Here is a 17,554-nt window from a genome sequence, read left to right as displayed (position 1 = left end):
CTCCGGGGTCAGGTCAGTGCAGAGACGGCTTGGCGCTGGCCGCGGTCGGGTGCTTGGCCGACTCGGTGTAGAGCAGCAGCGGCGCGACCCGCAGGTATTCCATGACTTCCATGTAGTCGGTCTCGCCGTCTTCGGACTCTTCCAGCGCGTCCTGCACCTGGGCGATGGCCGCCAGATCCTGCAGCACTTCCATGGCTTCGGTGCTCAACGCCGTGTCGCGTGCGGTCAGACCGAAACCAGCCAGGAAACCCTGGCACCATTCGCCCAGGGCGGCAGCCCGCTCGGGCAAAGGCGACTCGTCGCTGGGGACCAGCAGTACCACGGTCATGTCGTCGCTGGTGAGCTCGCCCTTGACCATTTCCTGCAGGCCGATCAAGGCCTGGCGAACATTGTCTTCGGCGGGTGCGCCGAGCAGGTCGGCGGCATCGACCAGCCATGGCTCGACCTCGAAGCCGGCCCCGGCGCAACTGCGCCCCAGCAACAGGCCGTGCAGTTCGGCAGGCGAAACGGTGTGGCCGCTGCTGTTGAGCAGGGTGGCGAAGGCGTGATAGGGGGAATTCTGAATAGGCATGGGCAACTAGGCGCCAGACGGCGCAATGACTAGAATGAAGGCCTTGTATCCTAGCACCGGCAACCGCGCCAGACTATCGACGCGGCCAACTACGTGTTCATCTTCACCGGACCTGCCAGTTCAGCGGCAGGCGACTTTTTCCAACCGTACCTACCGGGACTCCATGGAACACAACGACCTGCAAGCGCTGATGAGCCGACTCGAATCATTGATCGGACGAGTCGAGCAACTTAAACGACAAAACGGACTCCTATTAGCGCAGGAAAAGACCTGGCGCGAGGAACGCGCAAGTCTCATCGAAAAGAATGAAATCGCCCGGCGTAAGGTCGAGTCCATGATTTCGCGCCTCAAGGCCCTGGAGCAAGACTCATGAGTTCAAGCAATAGCGTCACCGTTCAGATCCTGGACAAGGAATACTCGATCATCTGCCCGCCGCAGGAGCGCAGCAATCTGGTCAACGCCGCCCGTTACCTGGATGGCAAGATGCGCGAGATCCGCAGCAGCGGCAAGGTGATCGGTGCCGACCGCATTGCTGTCATGGCCGCGCTGAACATCACTCACGACCTGCTGCACCGCCAGGACACACCGCCGCTCCCGGTCAATGACAACACCCGCGAACAGGTCCGTGATCTGCTCGAACGCGTGGATCTGGTGCTTGCCAACGATCCGGAAACGCCCAAGGGCTGAAATCCGCAAAGCTTTTCTGTATACTGGCGCCACTCCCTGGAGTGCTTGCCAGTCGGTCATGTCCCTGAGCCGATACGCACAACCACGGGGGTTGCACGTGGGGTTGGTGTGCATGTCCGCTCGACGGAAAGCCTTAAAACCTCCTGTGATCTCCACCTTGAACTTTCGGGTTCAAGGGCTACACCGACAGCGGTTCGTCGGGGAGTACCTGAATTTCCAGCCCATGCCAGCTCGACTCGGCGTGGGCTTTTCATTTGTCGCTGGGCAGCACAGCCCCGGTGGCGTCCGTGATCAGGATCGACCGCGCCCATGACCGCCTCCGCGCCGCTGCCTCGTCAACAACCGTCTCGTCAGCAATTGCGGCGCCAACTGCGTGCCGCGCGTCGCGCCCTTACTCCCGCACAACAGCGTCAGGCTGCCCAGGGCCTCTATCGGCAACTGGCTCAGCACCCGTTGTTTCGGCGTGCCCGGCACATTGCGCTGTACCTGCCCAACGACGGCGAGATCGACCCACGGCCCTTGCTGCGCGAGGCCCAGCGGCGCGGCAAGCGGACCTACCTGCCGGTGCTCAGCGATTGGCCGCGCACTAAAATGGTGTTTCAGCAGGTACGCCGAGGCGAAAAGCTTCGTCCCAACCGCTTTGGCATCCCCGAACCCCGTATCCAGCGCGCCCGCCAACGCACCATCTGGGCGCTGGATCTGATCCTGCTGCCGCTGGTGGGGTTCGATGACGAAGGGGGACGCCTGGGCATGGGCGGCGGCTTCTACGACCGCAGCCTGGCCTATCGCGCTCGGCGCACGGCCTGGCAGGCCCCGGTGCTGCTGGGGCTGGCCCATGAATGCCAGAAGGTGGAGCGCCTGGCGCAGGCCAGTTGGGATGTACCGTTGCAGGGCACGGTCACGGACAGGGCTTGGTATCTGACTTGAAACCTGTTGGAGCGGTCAGTGGCCGCGAAAGCCGCGCCGCCGTTACCGCGAGCTCACCACCGAAGTCTGCACCACGGTCAACTCAACACCCGTATCCGCCTTGCTCGCCCACAGACTCTGCGCGTATCCGGTGGTGACCACACCCAGACCAAACAAGATCACCAATGTCCACAACAAATCCGGCTTACGGCGCATCGACGCTGCCCCCCTACAAGGCAATTCAAGAATCAACGGAACGGTATTCTGGCCTGCCGAACAGCAGCGCCGGGCTTAAATTTGCGCGCATTCTGGGGCAAGCTTCAACGACAAGCAAACTTTGTGCGCAACCAATTGTCGGCTACTTTTCCACCCCCAAAAAGCTGGCCATTTCGTATCACTGAGGAACCCCTGTCATGGCCTACTGGCTGATGAAATCCGAACCTGACGAACTGTCCATCCAGGACTTGGCCACGCTTGGCCAGACGCGCTGGGACGGTGTGCGCAACTACCAGGCGCGCAATTTTCTGCGCGCCATGGCGGTGGGCGATGAATTCTTCTTCTATCACTCCAGCTGCCCCGAACCTGGCATAGCCGGTGTAGGCAAAATCGTGGCCGCCGACTATCCAGACCCCACCGGCCTGGACCCGCACAGCCCCTACTTCGACGCCAAGGCCAGCGCCGAGAAGAACCCTTGGACCTCGGTCGACGTCGTGCACGTCGAGACCTTTGGCAAAGTGCTCGGGCTCGGTTATCTGAAGCAGCAAGCAGGTCTGGCCGAAATGCCCCTGGTGCAAAAAGGCAGCCGCCTTTCGGTGATGCCGGTGACGGCAGAACAGTGGGCGCTGGTAATGCAGTTGCGCTGAACATTCGAATAGGCCGTGGCCTACTCTGAAATTGATGTCGCTTAAGTGCCGACTGACCGTCTGCGCTGTTACTGCACAATCAAGTTATTGAACAGCAAGTCTTCCACGATGGGCTTGCCCTCTTCGTCGTTCATCACTTGCTGCAATTGTTTGAGGGCTTCCTGGCGCAGCTTTTCCTTGCCCTCGACATTGCTCATCGAGTCGGAAGTCTGTTGCGCGAACAAGGCCACCAGTTGATTGCGCAAGAGCGGATCCTGGCGCTTCACCGCAGCCTCCGCCTCCGTCCCGGTCACCTTCAAGGCGATGTCTGCCTTGTATACGTGCAGCTTGGGGCCGCCATCCAGAGCGTAGTTGCCCACGAACGGTGGGGTCATGCCGATATAGGCCACCTTGGGCGCGGCATTCTCACCTTCTTTGGCTGCCTCATTGGCCATCACGGCGGTTGGCAGGACCAACGCCAGCACTATGGATACCCAGGCTTTCATCTTTGATTTCTCCGCAAGGTCGTGTCCTGGCCGGGCTGTCGTGCCGGCCAGTGCTGTTACCTGTCTGTATCGGCCAGGATAGACAATTCAATAGCTCATACGAATCCGAAGAGCTGAAACGGTTCTTCCCACAAACGAAACCACATGACGAGCAGAACTGAACCGTTTGAGTTCGCATTGCAACATTTTCGCGCACTCCACTGGGCGGTAATCGATTTTGTTTTCGGTAATGAAACTGTAACATTCGAATCCGCAGCAAATAACAATAAATGGAGCTTGTGCATGTTCGCCTTCTTCCGCCCCGCCCCTCATCGCGCCGCCCTGCCCGATGAAAAGATAGACAGCACCTACCGCCGCCTTCGCTGGCAGATCTTCGCCGGGATATTCATCGGTTATGCCGGTTATTACCTGCTGCGCAAGAACTTCTCGCTGGCCATGCCCTATTTGATCGAAGAGCAAGGCTACACCCGTGGCCAGCTGGGTCTGGCGATGTCTGCCATCGCCATTTCCTACGGCCTGTCGAAGTTCCTCATGGGGATCGTCTCCGACCGCTCCAACCCGCGCTACTTCCTGCCGTTCGGTCTGCTGATCTCGGCCGGCGTGATGTTCGTGTTCGGCTTCGCACCCTGGGCAACGTCCAGCGTCACCATGATGTTCATATTGCTGTTCATCAACGGTTGGGCCCAGGGCATGGGCTGGCCGCCCAGTGGGCGAACCATGGTGCACTGGTGGTCGCAGAAGGAGCGTGGCGGCGTGGTGTCGGTGTGGAACGTGGCGCACAACGTCGGCGGTGGCCTGATCGGCCCCCTGTTCCTGCTCGGCATGGGCCTGTTCAACGATTGGCATGCGGCATTCTACGTGCCTGCCGCGGTGGCGTTGCTGGTGGCCCTGTTCGCCTTCGCGACCATGCGCGACACGCCGCAATCGGTGGGCCTGCCGCCGATCGAGCAGTACAAGAACGATTACCCGGAAGGCTACGATGCCAGCCACGAAGAAGAATTCACCGCCAAGGAAATCTTCGTCAAATACGTGCTGCGCAACAAGATGCTGTGGTACATCGCCCTGGCCAACGTGTTCGTCTACCTGCTGCGCTATGGCGTACTTGACTGGGCGCCGACCTACCTCAAGGAAGCCAAGCACTTCACCGTGGACACCACCTCATGGGCGTACTTCTTCTATGAGTGGGCCGGCATTCCCGGCACGTTGCTGTGCGGCTGGATGTCGGACAAGATCTTCCGCGGCAATCGCGGGCTGACCGGTGTGGTGTTCATGGCCCTGGTGACCGTTGCCACCCTGGTGTACTGGCTCAACCCACCAGGCAACCCGACCGTGGACATGATCGCGCTGTTCTCGATCGGCTTCCTGATCTACGGCCCGGTGATGCTGATCGGCCTGCAGGCCCTGGAATTGGCACCGAAGAAAGCGGCAGGTACCGCCGCCGGCTTCACCGGCCTGTTCGGCTACCTGGGTGGCTCGGTCGCCGCCAGCGCCGCGATGGGCTACACCGTGGATCACTTCGGCTGGGACGGTGGTTTCGTCCTGCTGATCGGCGCCTGCCTGCTGGCAATCGTCTTCCTGATCCCCACGCTCTGGCACAAGCAGGTGGCCAGCGCCGAGCGCCATGCCTGATTGACCCAGGCTACGCCGTCAGGGCAGGAATTGCTGCGAAGCCTGAGTGCAGCTGCCCTGATGGCAACGCTTGAGCCTGGCTTCCAGGTTCTTGTCCGGCATTGCGTGATTGCGCAGGGCACTGACGGTCTGCTCGACGTAATCACGAGTGCTGCCGAAGCGCCCACTGGCACTGTCCAGAATCTGTGTCAGCAGGTTGTCGGGCAGGTTGCCGGCATAGCTGGGCAAATGCCGCTCCAGCACGAAACCCAACGCCTGTACTTTGGTGCCGTCTTCCAGACGGCAGTTGAGCCAGTGCGGGCGGTAGGAGGGATAGGGCATTTCACGCTGCCAAAGCGCCAAAAGCGAGTCTTCGAGATTTTCCTGCGGCAGGCGGTAGGCGAACCCGGCGCAGGAGCCGCCACGGTCAAGACCGAACACCAGGCCCGGCCGCTCGGGCGTGCCTCGGTGCTCGTGGGACCACAGGTACAGACCCCGGTGATAGCCATGGACTCGAGCGCGGCGCCGCTCTGCAGCGCTGCACTCAGGCCGCCAGATGAGCGAGCCGTAGGCGAACAGCCAGACCGGACCACCACGATGACGTCGCATCGTCGTATTCAGTGAGTGAAGAAGTTGCTCGTGGGTCAGTTGCGGCCCGAGATCGAGCGACGGTGGATAGACCACATTCAAGTGCGCAGTTTCGAGTACCGACATAAGCAGTCGCCTGTTATCCCCGTAAGATTGCAATGAACCCTTACTCTAACGCATTGCAACTGTCGCGCCCCTACCGTATGGCAGATTGGTCAATAAATACAAGCGCTTATAATCAACTTCAAATAGATTGGTTATAAGCACCAAAGCGGTACAGGCATAAAACTCCGTGCACGATTACACGGCGTCGTATTCGACGCCGGCCATGCAGTGAAGAAGTTCAAGCCACGAAATGAAGCAGTGGCGAAGAAACTAGAGTGGGCGCGGCGCGTAGGCGAAGACATCCGCACGCATCTGGTGCGCATCCATGCCGGCTTCGACCAGGGCATCGAGCGTGGCATAGATCATCGCCGGTGAGCCGCTGCCATAGACATGCACCCCGCCGAGGTCGGCGATGTCTTCGCAGACCGCTTCGTGCAGCATGCCGCAGCGCCCTTCCCAACCGCACAGGTCGCTCACCACCTTGTTCAGGAACAGGTTGGGCAACTGCTTCCATTGCTCCCAATGTTCCAGCGCGTAGAAATCCTCGGGGCGACGCACACCCCAGTACAGATGCACCGGATGCTTGAAGCCCTGGGAACGGCAGTGCTCGATCAGGCTGTTCATTTGCGCCATGCCAGTCCCCGCGGCAATCAGCACCAACGGCCCGTCGGGCAACTCGGACAGGTGCGTATCGCCGTAGGGCATGTGCACACGGGCCATGCCATTGCGCTGCAACTGCTCGATCAGGCTCTGTGCGCTGGCCTCGCGCACCAGCACGTGCAACTCCAGATCGCGCCCGCTATGAGGCGCGGAAGCCAGGGAAAAAGCGGACTTTTCGCCGTTGTCACGCTCGATCATCAGGTATTGCCCGGCGTGGTAGCGCGGCGGCTTGCCAGCCGGCGCGCGCAGGCGCACACGCCAGACGTCGCCGCCGATATCGACGCAGTCGACCAGTTGGCAGGCGAGGCTGCGCACCGGCAGCTCGCCCTTGGCCAGCACACCGTCCCAGAGGATCACGCAGTCCTCCAACGGCTCTGCGATGCAGGTGTGAAACTCGCCATGATCGATCACGACGCCTTCCTCGCGAACGCTGCCTTCCACCAGCACCGCGCTGCACACATGGCAATTGCCGTTGCGGCAGCTCTGCGGGCATTCGTAGCCCAGGCGCTGCGCGGCAGCCAGGATCCGCTCGCCAGGCAGGGTTTCCAGCACCACGCCCGAAGGTTGCAAGGTCACACGCATCAATCTATTCCCAACTGATTCCAGAGTTCATCGATGCGTCGGGTCACGGCCTCGTCCTTGACGATGACCCGCCCCCATTCGCGCGTCGTCTCGCCTGGCCATTTATGCGTGGCATCCAGGCCCATCTTCGAGCCCAGACCCGACACCGGCGATGCGAAGTCCAGGTAGTCGATCGGGGTGTTGTCGATCATCACGGTGTCGCGCTTGGGGTCCATGCGCGTGGTGATGGCCCAGATCACGTCGTTCCAGTCCCGGGCATTGATGTCGTCGTCGGTGACGATGACGAACTTGGTGTACATGAACTGGCGCAGGAACGACCACACCCCGAGCATGACCCGCTTGGCGTGCCCCGGATACTGCTTCTTCATGGTCACCACCGCCATGCGGTAGGAGCAGCCTTCGGGCGGCAGGTAGAAGTCGGTGATTTCCGGGAACTGCTTCTGCAGGATCGGCACGAACACTTCGTTCAGCGCCACGCCCAGGATAGCGGGCTCATCCGGTGGTCGGCCGGTGTAGGTGCTGTGGTAGATCGGCTTGATCCGATGGGTGATGCGCTGCACCGTGAAGACCGGAAACTTGTCGACTTCGTTGTAGTAGCCGGTGTGATCGCCGTACGGTCCTTCATCGGCCATTTCGCCCGGATGAATCACCCCTTCCAGGATGATCTCGGCGGTGGCCGGCACCTGCAGGTCGTTGCCGCGGCACTTCACCAACTCGGTGCGGTTACCGCGCAGCAGTCCGGCGAAGGCGTATTCGGACAGGCTGTCGGGGACCGGCGTCACCGCACCGAGGATGGTCGCAGGGTCGGCGCCCAGGGCCACGGCCACGGGGAAAGGTTGACCCGGATGCTTGTCGCACCACTCACGGTAATCCAGAGCGCCGCCGCGATGGCTCAGCCAGCGCATGATGACCTTGTTGCGGCCGATCACCTGCTGACGATAGATACCCAGGTTCTGACGTTCCTTGTTCGGCCCCCTGGTGACCGTCAGGCCCCAGGTGATCAACGGCGCGACGTCTCCGGGCCAGCAGTGCTGCACGGGCAGCATGCCAAGGTCGACGTCGTCGCCTTCCACAACGATCTCCTGGCAGGGCGCGTCCTTGATCACCTTGGGCGCCATGGCGATGATCTTCTTGAAGATCGGCAGCTTGGACCAGGCATCGCGCAGACCCTTGGGCGGCTCGGGCTCCTTGAGGAACGCCAGCAGCTTGCCGATCTCGCGCAGCTCGCTCACCGATTCGGCGCCCATGCCCATGGCCACCCGCTCGGGCGTGCCGAACAGGTTGCCCAGCACCGGGATATCGAAGCCGGTGGGCTTTTCGAAAAGCAACGCCGGCCCTTTTGCGCGCAGGGTGCGGTCGCACACCTCGGTCATTTCGAGCACCGGCGAGATGGGCACCTGAATGCGTTTCAACTCTCCGCGCTGCTCAAGCTGCTGCACGAAATCCCGAAGATCCTTGAATTTCATCGACCATGCCAGTTAGAAAATAAGCGTACATCCTACCTGCTCTGACGGGCAAACAGCAGCCCGTCAGTGCCTGGCATCGCTCAGTTTTGGCTCGTGCCCAGCAACACGGGCGCAAACAGTGGGCTGAGCCGCGCGCCGCCTGCGTCGGACAAGTGATCTTCGTCCTTGTACTGCGAAGCTCCGTTGACCTCTATGCTGCAGACACCATCGGTACACATCATCGGCGTAGGATCAATGACGTGGACACCCGGATCGGCCTTGCTCAGGGACGCGAACAAGTCGCCGAGGAAGCGCTGCCGCGCCAGATGCTCCTGGAGCGGACGCCCCAGGCCATCGGCCGAACGCCCTATTCGCGCCAGACTGGTCAGTCGATCGATGATGCCCTTGCGCTGCAGCGGCACTTCCTTGAACAACCAGACCTGCACCCCTGCCTCTCGCAAGGCAGCCACACGTGCCTTGATGGCGGCGGCCATGCGTTGCTCGGCCTGGGCGGTATCGTCGTGGGCATTGAGCAGGACCTTTTTGTCGCCGTCCTCGCGCCCGTAGACGTACAGGCTCCAGTTGGACGCCAGCACGACGTCCTTGATACCGAGGCTGAGCACCTTGTCCATGGTTTGTTGGTTGAAGTCCTTGCAGCGCTGACGCGGCTCGTCACTCAGAATCGGTGGGCAGGCGCTCATGCTGAACAGCCACACCGACCGTCCTTCAGCCCGGGCATTGCGCTCGATGGCCGGCATCAATGCGGCGGCGTGGCTGTCACCCCAAAACGCCTGGGTCGGCGGCTTGGCTTGCTCTCCGCCGACCAGGCACGCCTTGTCTATCGACTTGTCCTGCGTCACCACCATGCATTTCATCTGCCCGGCTCGCCATTCACGGGTCTGCGCGTACTCCAGGGCCTTGCCGCTCAGACGCCCCGGCACGCCATCGGCGGAGCGAATCGCCGAACCGATCGTCACCAGTACGACGATGGCCGCCAAGCCGCCTGCCAATATGGATGTGCGCCCTGCCAGCAGACGTTTTTCTCGAAACGGTAATTCGACATACCGCAGGCTCAGCCAGGCCAGACCCAGTGCCAGGGCCATCCAGCCCAGTGCCTCGAACGGCTGGATCCCGTCGATGGAAATGGCATTGGCATACACATAGACCGGCCAGTGCCACAGATACAGCGAATAGGAGAGCAACCCCACCCAGACCAGCGGCCGCAGGCTCAGCAGCCGTGCCGCCGGGCCCGGACCCTGCGCCCCGGACCAGATCAGGGCAGTGGTACCCAGAACCGGCAGCAGGGCCGCCCAACCGGGAAACACCGTAGACCGATCGAACGTGAACACGGCAAGCAGGACCGCCACCATCCCGGCGAGCCCGACCAGCTGGTAGACCCAAGGCCGCACAGCCCGCTTGGGCACAGGCATTACCGCGAGCATGGCGCCACAGAGCAGCTCCCAGGCACGGGTGGGCAGCGAGAAAAAGGTGAATGCCGGCTTGTGCTCGATGAAGGCGATGTTCAGGCCGAATGAAACCAGCAACAAGCCCAGCAAGATCCAGCGCCATTGCCTGAAAAAGCGGATCATCACCACCATGATCAGCGGAAAGAAGATGTAGTACTGCTCTTCGACCGCCAGTGACCAGGTATGCAGCAGTGGCTTGAGATCCGAGGCGGGCTCGAAGTAGCCGTGCTCGCGCATGAACAGGATGTTGGAGATGAACAGCGACTGATACCGCACGGTTCGGCCAAGCTCGGAAAAATCCTTCGCCGTCAGCAACAGCCAACCCATCGCCAGGGTCGCCAGAATGACCACGCTCAAGGCTGGAATGATGCGGCGCGCGCGGCGTGCCCAGAAGTCGACGAAACTGAAGCGCCCGGCGCTGATTTCGCGGAATAGAATCGAGGTGATCAGAAACCCCGAGATGACGAAGAACACATCCACGCCGACGAAACCGCCGCTGAATGCATCGAATCCAAAATGAAACAGCACGACGGGGATAACCGCCAGCGCCCGTAGTCCGTCGATATCACGGCGATTGCCAAACGTGTGCATGAAAAAACCTTACCTGGTCTCGAGACAGAGTTCCTTGGAGGCGCGAAGTTATCAGCCGCGCAAACTTCAATCCAGATGCAAACAATGCGGGACAAAAAAAAGCGCCCTCGCGGGCGCTCTTCTTGAACAGCAGACGTTACTTGCGTTTCATCGACAGGAAAAAACTCGTCGTTGGTCTTGGTCTGCTTGAGCTTGTCGATCAGGAACTCGATGGCCGCCACTTCGTCCATCGGGTGCAGCAGCTTGCGCAGGATCCACATGCGCTGCAGTTCGTCGTCGGCGGTCAGCAGCTCTTCGCGACGGGTACCGGAACGGTTGATGTTGATGGCCGGGAAGACGCGCTTTTCGGCGATCTTGCGGTCCAGGGGCAGTTCCATGTTGCCGGTACCCTTGAACTCTTCGTAGATCACTTCATCCATCTTCGAGCCGGTTTCGACCAGCGCGGTGGCGATGATGGTCAGCGAACCGCCTTCCTCGATGTTACGCGCAGCACCGAAGAAACGCTTCGGCTTCTCCAGGGCGTGGGCGTCGACACCACCGGTCAGGACCTTGCCGGAGCTCGGGATCACGGTGTTGTAGGCACGCGCCAGACGGGTGATCGAGTCGAGCAGGATGACCACGTCCTTCTTGTGCTCGACCAGGCGCTTGGCCTTCTCGATCACCATCTCGGCCACTTGCACGTGGCGGGTTGGCGGCTCGTCGAAGGTCGAGGCGACCACTTCGCCGCGCACGGTGCGTTGCATCTCGGTCACTTCTTCCGGACGCTCGTCGATCAGCAGGACGATCAGGTGGCATTCGGGGTTGTTGCGCGTGATGTTCGACGCGATGTTCTGCAGCATGATGGTCTTGCCCGCTTTCGGCGGAGCGACGATCAGGCCGCGCTGGCCCTTGCCGATCGGTGCGCACAGGTCGATGACACGACCGGTGAGGTCTTCGGTGGAACCGTTGCCGGCTTCCATCTTCATGCGCACCGTAGGGAACAGCGGCGTGAGGTTTTCGAAGAGAATCTTGTTTTTCGCGTTTTCCGGACGGTCGAAGTTGATGGTATCGACTTTCAACAGGGCGAAATAACGCTCGCCTTCCTTCGGCGGGCGGATCTTGCCGACGATGGTGTCGCCGGTACGCAGGTTGAAGCGGCGGATCTGGCTAGGCGACACATAGATGTCGTCTGGGCCGGCCAGGTACGAGGCGTCAGCCGAACGCAGGAAGCCGAAGCCGTCCTGGAGAATCTCCAGCACGCCATCACCGGAGATTTCCTCACCGCTTTTGGCGTGCTTCTTCAACAGGGAGAAAATCACGTCCTGCTTGCGCGAACGGGCCATATTTTCTATGCCCATCTGTTCGGCCATTTCGAGCAGATCGGTGATCGGCTTTTGCTTGAGTTCAGTCAGGTTCATAAGGGAATGACGTAATCGTGTATGGAGGGGAGAAATTAAGCTTTGGGCTTAATGAGGCCGCGCCGCAGAGAAGGCGACAGGATCGCGTACTGATTCGAGTAGGAGTGCGTCGGCGACGGCTTGCAGGGGGCAGAGGAGAAACCAATGCGAGGCCGAATGTAACACCTGGATTTGCAGGCGTCCAGTATCCCGGCCAGAAAAAGGCCCCGACGAATGCGGGGCCTTTCGGGTGTCAGATGTTGGCGTCCAGGAAGGCTGCCAACTGCGACTTGGACAGTGCACCGACCTTGGTCGCCTCGACGTTGCCGTTCTTGAACAGCATCAGCGTCGGGATGCCACGCACGCCGTGCTTGGCCGGGGTTTCCTGATTCTCGTCGATGTTGAGCTTGGCGACGGTCAGCTTGCCCTTGTAGGTTTCGGCGATCTCGTCGAGTACCGGGGCGATCATCTTGCACGGGCCACACCACTCGGCCCAGTAGTCGACGAGTACAGCACCGTCAGCCTTCAGTACATCTGCTTCGAAGCTGGCGTCGCTGACGTGCTTGATAAGGTCGCTGCTCATGGAGTGTCTCCGTGGTCATATTCGGAAAGAAAAACGTGGCCCATCATAGCGGCACAGCGCCGCCACAGGAAGCCGATGATCATTGATCATCACTATGAACATCGGTGATACAGCCAATGGAACCCCGCCTGACGCACCAGGAATGACCGCAGGTGCGGTGCAGGGCGCTCCGCAACGGTGCGCGCCGTGCCCCCGGATGGGCAGCCTCCACACGCCAATACCCATGGCAAGCCAGCGCAATCCGCGCCCTGCCCCATTCTGGCACGCGCTGTGCTACCACCCCTGGCAACCTCGACTCGATCGCAATCGGAGTACTGCCATGATTTCGCGCTGCAGACTGCTGTTCACTGCCCTGGCCGCCAGCTTCATGCTCGCTCAGGCCGTTCACGCCGACGGCCTGAGCGACATCACCGAACGCGGCACCTTGCGTGTCGCCGTGCCGCAGGACTTCCCACCGTTCGGCTCGGTCGGCCCCGACATGCAACCGCGTGGCCTGGACATCGACACCGCCAAGCTGATCGCCGATCAACTGAAGGTGAAGCTGCAACTCACCCCGGTGAACTCCACCAACCGCATTCCCTACCTCACCACCGGCAAGGTCGATCTGGTGATCTCGAGCCTGGGCAAGAACGCCGAGCGTGAACAGGTCATCGACTTCTCCAGTGCCTACGCGCCCTTCTACCTGGCCGTGTTCGGCCCGCCGGAAGCACCGGTGGCCACTCTGGATGACCTCAAGGGCAAGACCATCAGCGTGACCCGCGGCGCCATCGAAGACATCGAGCTGAGCAAGGTCGCCCCCGAAGGCCTCACCATCAAGCGCTTCGAGGACAACAACTCGACCATCGCCGCCTACCTCGCCGGCCAGACCGACCTGATCGCCAGTGGCAACGTGGTGATGGTGGCCATCTCGGAAAAGAACCCCAAGCGGATTCCGGCCCTGAAGATCAAGCTCAAGGACTCGCCCGTGTACGTGGGCATCAACAAGCAACAGCCGGAGCTTCTGGCCAAGGTCAACGAGATCATCGCTGCGGGCAAGAAAGACGGCAGCCTGGAAAAGAATGCGCAGACCTGGCTGAAGCAGCCGCTGCCCGCCGATCTCTGATTGTCGAGCGTACGCAATGGCCTATCAGTTTGCTTTCGCTCCAGTACTCGCTCAGGCCGACCTGTTGCTCAAGGGTGCACTGTTCACCCTTGAGCTGACCGCCATCGGCGCGCTGCTCGGGGTGGCCGTGGGCATCGTCGGCGGCGCCGTGCGGGCCTGGCAGATCAAGCCGTTCGCCGGCCTGTTCGGGGTCTACGTGGAGTTGATCCGCAACACGCCCTTCCTGGTGCAGCTGTTCTTCATCTTCTTCGGCCTGCCCAGCCTGGGTGTGCAGATCAGCGAGTGGCAGGCCGCGGTGCTGGCCATGGTGGTCAACCTGGGGGCCTACTCCACCGAGATCATCCGTGCCGGTATCCAAGCCATACCCAAGGGCCAGCTCGAAGCGTCGGCGGCCCTGGCCATGAGCCGGTTCGAAGCCTTCCGCTACGTAGTCCTGCAGCCCGCGCTGGCCAAGGTCTGGCCGGCGCTGAGCAGCCAGATCATCATCGTCATGCTGGGTTCGGCGGTGTGTTCGCAGATCGCCACGCAGGAGCTGAGCTTCTACGCCAACTTCATCCAGTCACGTAATTTCCGCGCGTTCGAGACGTATCTGCTGACCACCCTGGTGTACCTGGTCATGTCGATCCTGATCCGCATGCTGCTGAACTGGTTGGGTCGGCGTTTCATCATGAGGAACAGTTGATGGATTTCACCCTGTGGGACATCGTGCGCAATCTGCTCACCGGCCTGCAATGGACCCTGGCCCTGAGCCTGGTGGCGTTCATCGGCGGCGGGCTGATCGGCTTGCTGGTGATGACCCTGCGCATCTCCCCCATGCACCCGCTGCGCACCGTAGCGCGCTGCTACATCGAAGTGTTCCAGGGCACGCCGCTGCTGATGCAGCTGTTTCTGGTGTTCTTCGGCGTGGCGCTGATGGGCGTGGACATTTCGCCCTGGGTGGCCGCAGCCCTGGCCCTGACGCTGTTCACCAGCGCCTATCTGGCCGAGATCTGGCGCGGTTGCGTGGAGTCCATCGGCAATGGCCAGTGGGAAGCCTCGGCCAGCCTGGCGCTGACCCGGACCGAGCAACTGCGCTACGTGATCCTGCCCCAGGCCTTGCGCATCGCCGTGGCGCCGACCGTGGGCTTCTCGGTGCAGGTGGTCAAGGGCACTGCGGTGACCTCGATCATCGGCTTCACCGAGCTGACCAAGACCGGCAGCATGCTGGCCAACGCCACCTTCGAACCCTTCATGGTCTACGGCTTCGTCGCCCTGGGCTACTTCGCCCTGTGCTACCCGCTGTCGCTCAGTGCCCGTTATCTGGAAAGGAGGCTGCATGCCGCTGCTTAGGATTTCCGCCCTGCACAAGTACTACGGCGATCATCATGTGCTCAAGGGCATCGACCTGAGTGTGGACGAAGGTCAGGTGGTCGCGATCATCGGCCGCAGTGGTTCGGGCAAGAGCACCTTGCTGCGCACCCTGAACGGCCTGGAATCGATCAATGACGGCGTCATCGAAGTCGATGGCGAATACCTGGACGCCGCGCGCGCCGATTTGCGCAGTCTGCGCCAGAAGGTCGGCATGGTGTTCCAGCAGTTCAACCTGTTCCCGCACCTGAGCGTGGGCGAGAACGTCATGCTCGCCCCGCAGGTGGTGCAGAAGACGCCCAAGACCCGCGCCCGCGAACTGGCCCGCGAGATGCTCGAACGCGTCGGTCTGGGCGAGAAGTTCGATGCGTTCCCCGATCGGCTGTCGGGTGGCCAGCAGCAACGGGTGGCGATCGCCCGGGCCCTGGCCATGTCGCCCAAGGTGCTGCTGTGCGACGAGATTACCTCGGCGCTCGACCCGGAACTGGTCAACGAAGTGCTCAGCGTGGTGCGCAAGCTGGCCGAGGATGGCATGACGCTGATCATGGTCACCCATGAAATGCGCTTCGCCCGCGAAGTCGGTGACAAGCTGGTGTTCATGCACCACGGCAAGGTGCACGAAGTGGGCGACCCCAAGGACTTGTTCGCCAATCCGCGTACACCCGAGCTGGCGCAGTTCATCGGCATGCAGCCGGCCTGAAGGCCATTGGGGCTCGCCAGAGCTCGAGCCTGGGGGCAAAGATCAGGATGGCGCGTTGGCGCCGTCGCCTGATCGTGGCACGATGCGGGGGTTAACGACCGAGATCCTTTGACCATGCCGCAGACCAAAGCCAAGAACCTGTCCCTGATCGCCGCCATCGACCTGGGCTCGAACAGCTTTCATATGGTGGTGGCCAAGGCCCACGTCAATGAAATCCGCATCCTCGAACGTCAGGGGGAAAAGGTCCAGCTTGCCGCCGGCATCGACGAGGAGCGCAAGCTCAGCGAAGAGTCGATGCAACGCGGCCTGGACTGCCTCAAGCGCTTCGCCCAGCTGATCAACGGCCTGCCCCTGGGTGCCGTGCGCATCGTGGGCACCAACGCCCTGCGCGAAGCCCGCAACCGCAATGAATTCATCGTCCGCGCCGAGCAGATCCTGGGCCATCCGGTGGAAGTCATCTCCGGCCGCGAAGAAGCTCGCCTCATCTATCTGGGCGTTTCCCATACCCTGGCCGACACCCCGGGCAAGCGCCTGGTTGCCGACATCGGCGGCGGCAGCACCGAGTTCATCATCGGCCAGCGGTTCGAACCTCTGTTGCGCGAAAGCCTGCAGATGGGCTGCGTGAGCTACACCCAGCGCTACTTCCGCGACGGCAAGATCACACCTGCCCGCTATGCCCAGGCCTACACGGCGGCGCGCCTGGAGATCATGAGCATCGAAAACGCTCTGCATCGGCTCAGTTGGGACGAGGCCATCGGCTCCTCCGGCACCATCCGCGCCATCGGCCTGGCACTGAAGGCCGGCGGTCAGGGCAGCGGCGAGGTCAACGCCGACGGGCTGGCCTGGCTCAAGCGCAAGCTGTTCAAGCTGGGCGATGTCGACAAGATCGATTTCGACGGCATCAAGCCGGATCGGCGGACCATCTTCCCGGCGGGGCTGGCGATTCTCGAAGCGATCTTCGATGCGCTCGCCCTGCAGCGCATGGACCACTGCGATGGCGCCCTGCGTGAAGGCGTGCTGTACGACCTGCTGGGTCGTCACCACCACGAGGACGTGCGCGAGCGCACCCTGAGTTCGCTGATGACCCGCTATCACGTCGACGTCGAGCAGGCCGAGCGCGTGGAGCGCAAGGCCCTGCATGCCTTCGACCAGGTGGCAGCGGACTGGGGGCTGGAAGATGGGGTCTGGCGCGAACTGCTGGGCTGGGCGGCGAAGGTCCACGAGATCGGCCTGGACATCGCCCACTACCATTACCACAAGCACGGCGCCTACCTGATCGAACACTCGGATCTGGCCGGCTTCTCGCGTGAAGACCAGCAGATGCTCGCGCTGCTGGTGCGTGGCCACCGACGCAACATCCCCAAGGACAAGTTCGCCGAGTTCGGTGATGACGGTGAGCAGTTGATCCGCCTGTGCGTGCTGCTGCGCTTCGCCATCCTGTTCCACCACATTCGCGGCACGCAGACGATGCCGGCGGTTTCCCTGCATGCCAAGGCCAAGAGCCTGGACGTGGTGTTCCCCGATGGCTGGCTGGAAAACAACCAACTGACCCAGGCCGATTTCGCCCAGGAAGCCGAATGGCTGACCCGCGTGGGCTTTACCCTGACCGTTCGCTGAAGACCGCACAGGCCCTTTCGCGGGCAGAGACCCGCTCCCACATTGGAATGCGATCCCTGTGGGATGTGGGTTTTACCCTGACCGTTCGCTGAAGACCGCGCAGGCCCTTTCGCGGGAAGAGACCCGCTCCCACATTGGAATGCGATCCCTGTGGGAGGTGGGTTTTACCCTGACCGTTCGCTGAAGACCGCGCAGGCCCTTTCGCGGGCAGAGACCCGCTCCCACATTGGAATGCGATCCCTGTGGGAGCGGGTCTCTGCCCGCGAAGGGGG

The 17,554-nt window shown here is 61.8% G+C and carries 18 protein-coding genes, 1 other RNA gene and 1 pseudogene; 12 read left to right on the top strand and 8 right to left on the bottom strand.

Going from position 1 to position 17,554, the window contains the following annotated elements; all coding sequences use genetic code 11:
- Positions 1-13: 13 nt before the first annotated feature.
- Entirely contained in the window at positions 14-571 is a 558-nt protein-coding gene (locus ABMD26_RS12490; protein WP_049860288.1) for a YecA/YgfB family protein, read from the bottom strand.
- 163 nt (positions 572-734) lie between these two features.
- On the opposite strand from ABMD26_RS12490, the gene ABMD26_RS12485 reads away from it, so the two are divergent.
- From ABMD26_RS12485 to ABMD26_RS12460, 6 genes are all read left to right on the top strand, one after another.
- The gene (locus ABMD26_RS12485) at positions 735-944 is read left to right on the top strand and encodes a TIGR02449 family protein (protein ID WP_043193782.1); all 210 of its coding nucleotides are present in this window, start codon (positions 735-737) and stop codon (positions 942-944) included.
- The gene (locus ABMD26_RS12480; protein WP_122742960.1) at positions 941-1,258 is read left to right on the top strand and encodes a cell division protein ZapA; all 318 of its coding nucleotides are present in this window, start codon (positions 941-943) and stop codon (positions 1,256-1,258) included. Before ABMD26_RS12485 ends, ABMD26_RS12480 begins: the two co-directional genes overlap by 4 nt.
- Before the next feature lie 30 nt (positions 1,259-1,288).
- A non-coding RNA gene (ssrS, locus tag ABMD26_RS12475) (6S RNA) lies at positions 1,289-1,466 on the top strand.
- 101 nt (positions 1,467-1,567) lie between these two features.
- Positions 1,568-2,185: a 5-formyltetrahydrofolate cyclo-ligase gene (locus ABMD26_RS12470; protein ID WP_320523245.1), complete on the top strand. Its 618-nt coding sequence runs from the start codon at positions 1,568-1,570 to the stop codon at positions 2,183-2,185.
- Positions 2,186-2,349: 164 nt separating this feature from the next.
- The gene (locus ABMD26_RS12465) at positions 2,350-2,565 is read left to right on the top strand and encodes a hypothetical protein (protein ID WP_167649288.1); all 216 of its coding nucleotides are present in this window, start codon (positions 2,350-2,352) and stop codon (positions 2,563-2,565) included.
- A gap of 12 nt (positions 2,566-2,577) precedes the next feature.
- The gene (locus tag ABMD26_RS12460; RefSeq protein WP_354309841.1) at positions 2,578-3,027 is read left to right on the top strand and encodes an EVE domain-containing protein; all 450 of its coding nucleotides are present in this window, start codon (positions 2,578-2,580) and stop codon (positions 3,025-3,027) included.
- Between the two features lie 68 nt (positions 3,028-3,095).
- Here the strand turns inward: ABMD26_RS12460 and ABMD26_RS12455 are convergent, their stop codons facing one another.
- Positions 3,096-3,512: a flagellar basal body-associated protein FliL gene (locus ABMD26_RS12455; protein ID WP_134722029.1), complete on the bottom strand. Its 417-nt coding sequence runs from the start codon at positions 3,510-3,512 to the stop codon at positions 3,096-3,098.
- A 282-nt stretch (positions 3,513-3,794) separates the two neighbouring features.
- Between ABMD26_RS12455 and glpT the strand changes: the two genes are divergently transcribed.
- Positions 3,795-5,141 carry a glycerol-3-phosphate transporter gene (gene glpT / locus ABMD26_RS12450; RefSeq protein WP_049860293.1) on the top strand — a complete coding sequence of 449 codons (1,347 nt, stop codon included), beginning with the start codon at positions 3,795-3,797 and terminating at the stop codon, positions 5,139-5,141.
- Positions 5,142-5,159: 18 nt separating this feature from the next.
- On the opposite strand, the gene ABMD26_RS12445 is transcribed toward glpT, so the two are convergent.
- From ABMD26_RS12445 to trxA, 6 genes and pseudogenes are all read right to left on the bottom strand, one after another.
- Positions 5,160-5,834 (bottom strand): gamma-glutamylcyclotransferase, encoded by a 675-nt coding sequence (locus ABMD26_RS12445; protein ID WP_049860294.1) that lies wholly within the window; start codon positions 5,832-5,834, stop codon positions 5,160-5,162.
- A 249-nt stretch (positions 5,835-6,083) separates the two neighbouring features.
- Positions 6,084-7,055 (bottom strand): CDP-6-deoxy-delta-3,4-glucoseen reductase, encoded by a 972-nt coding sequence (locus ABMD26_RS12440; protein ID WP_049860295.1) that lies wholly within the window; start codon positions 7,053-7,055, stop codon positions 6,084-6,086.
- On the bottom strand, positions 7,055-8,521 hold the full coding sequence (ubiD, locus tag ABMD26_RS12435; protein ID WP_192000318.1) for a 4-hydroxy-3-polyprenylbenzoate decarboxylase: 1,467 nt from the start codon (positions 8,519-8,521) through the stop codon (positions 7,055-7,057). Before ubiD ends, ABMD26_RS12440 begins: the two co-directional genes overlap by 1 nt.
- 80 nt (positions 8,522-8,601) lie before the next feature.
- The gene (locus ABMD26_RS12430; protein ID WP_354309837.1) at positions 8,602-10,557 is read right to left on the bottom strand and encodes an acyltransferase family protein; all 1,956 of its coding nucleotides are present in this window, start codon (positions 10,555-10,557) and stop codon (positions 8,602-8,604) included.
- 136 nt (positions 10,558-10,693) lie between these two features.
- Positions 10,694-11,954 (bottom strand): annotated as a pseudogene (gene rho, locus ABMD26_RS12425) (transcription termination factor Rho).
- Positions 11,955-12,186: 232 nt separating this feature from the next.
- Entirely contained in the window at positions 12,187-12,516 is a 330-nt protein-coding gene (trxA, locus tag ABMD26_RS12420) for a thioredoxin TrxA (RefSeq protein ID WP_043192254.1), read from the bottom strand.
- A 319-nt stretch (positions 12,517-12,835) separates the two neighbouring features.
- On the opposite strand from trxA, the gene ABMD26_RS12415 reads away from it, so the two are divergent.
- From ABMD26_RS12415 to ppx, 5 genes are all read left to right on the top strand, one after another.
- The gene (locus ABMD26_RS12415; protein ID WP_049860298.1) at positions 12,836-13,618 is read left to right on the top strand and encodes a transporter substrate-binding domain-containing protein; all 783 of its coding nucleotides are present in this window, start codon (positions 12,836-12,838) and stop codon (positions 13,616-13,618) included.
- Between the two features lie 16 nt (positions 13,619-13,634).
- A complete protein-coding gene (locus ABMD26_RS12410; protein WP_049860299.1) occupies positions 13,635-14,300 on the top strand; it encodes an amino acid ABC transporter permease in 666 nt (221 codons plus the stop codon).
- A complete protein-coding gene (locus ABMD26_RS12405; protein ID WP_082223624.1) occupies positions 14,297-14,947 on the top strand; it encodes an amino acid ABC transporter permease in 651 nt (216 codons plus the stop codon). Before ABMD26_RS12410 ends, ABMD26_RS12405 begins: the two co-directional genes overlap by 4 nt.
- A complete protein-coding gene (locus ABMD26_RS12400; RefSeq protein WP_354309833.1) occupies positions 14,934-15,665 on the top strand; it encodes an amino acid ABC transporter ATP-binding protein in 732 nt (243 codons plus the stop codon). The genes ABMD26_RS12405 and ABMD26_RS12400 overlap by 14 nt, the downstream gene beginning before the upstream one ends.
- 114 nt (positions 15,666-15,779) lie before the next feature.
- Positions 15,780-17,282 carry an exopolyphosphatase gene (ppx, locus tag ABMD26_RS12395; protein ID WP_049860544.1) on the top strand — a complete coding sequence of 501 codons (1,503 nt, stop codon included), beginning with the start codon at positions 15,780-15,782 and terminating at the stop codon, positions 17,280-17,282.
- Positions 17,283-17,554: the final 272 nt, after the last annotated feature.

Source organism: Pseudomonas sp. PvP001, from assembly GCF_040546375.1.
GTDB lineage: Bacteria > Pseudomonadota > Gammaproteobacteria > Pseudomonadales > Pseudomonadaceae > Aquipseudomonas > Aquipseudomonas coleopterorum.
This window is presented reverse-complemented; position numbering and strand designations above follow the sequence as displayed.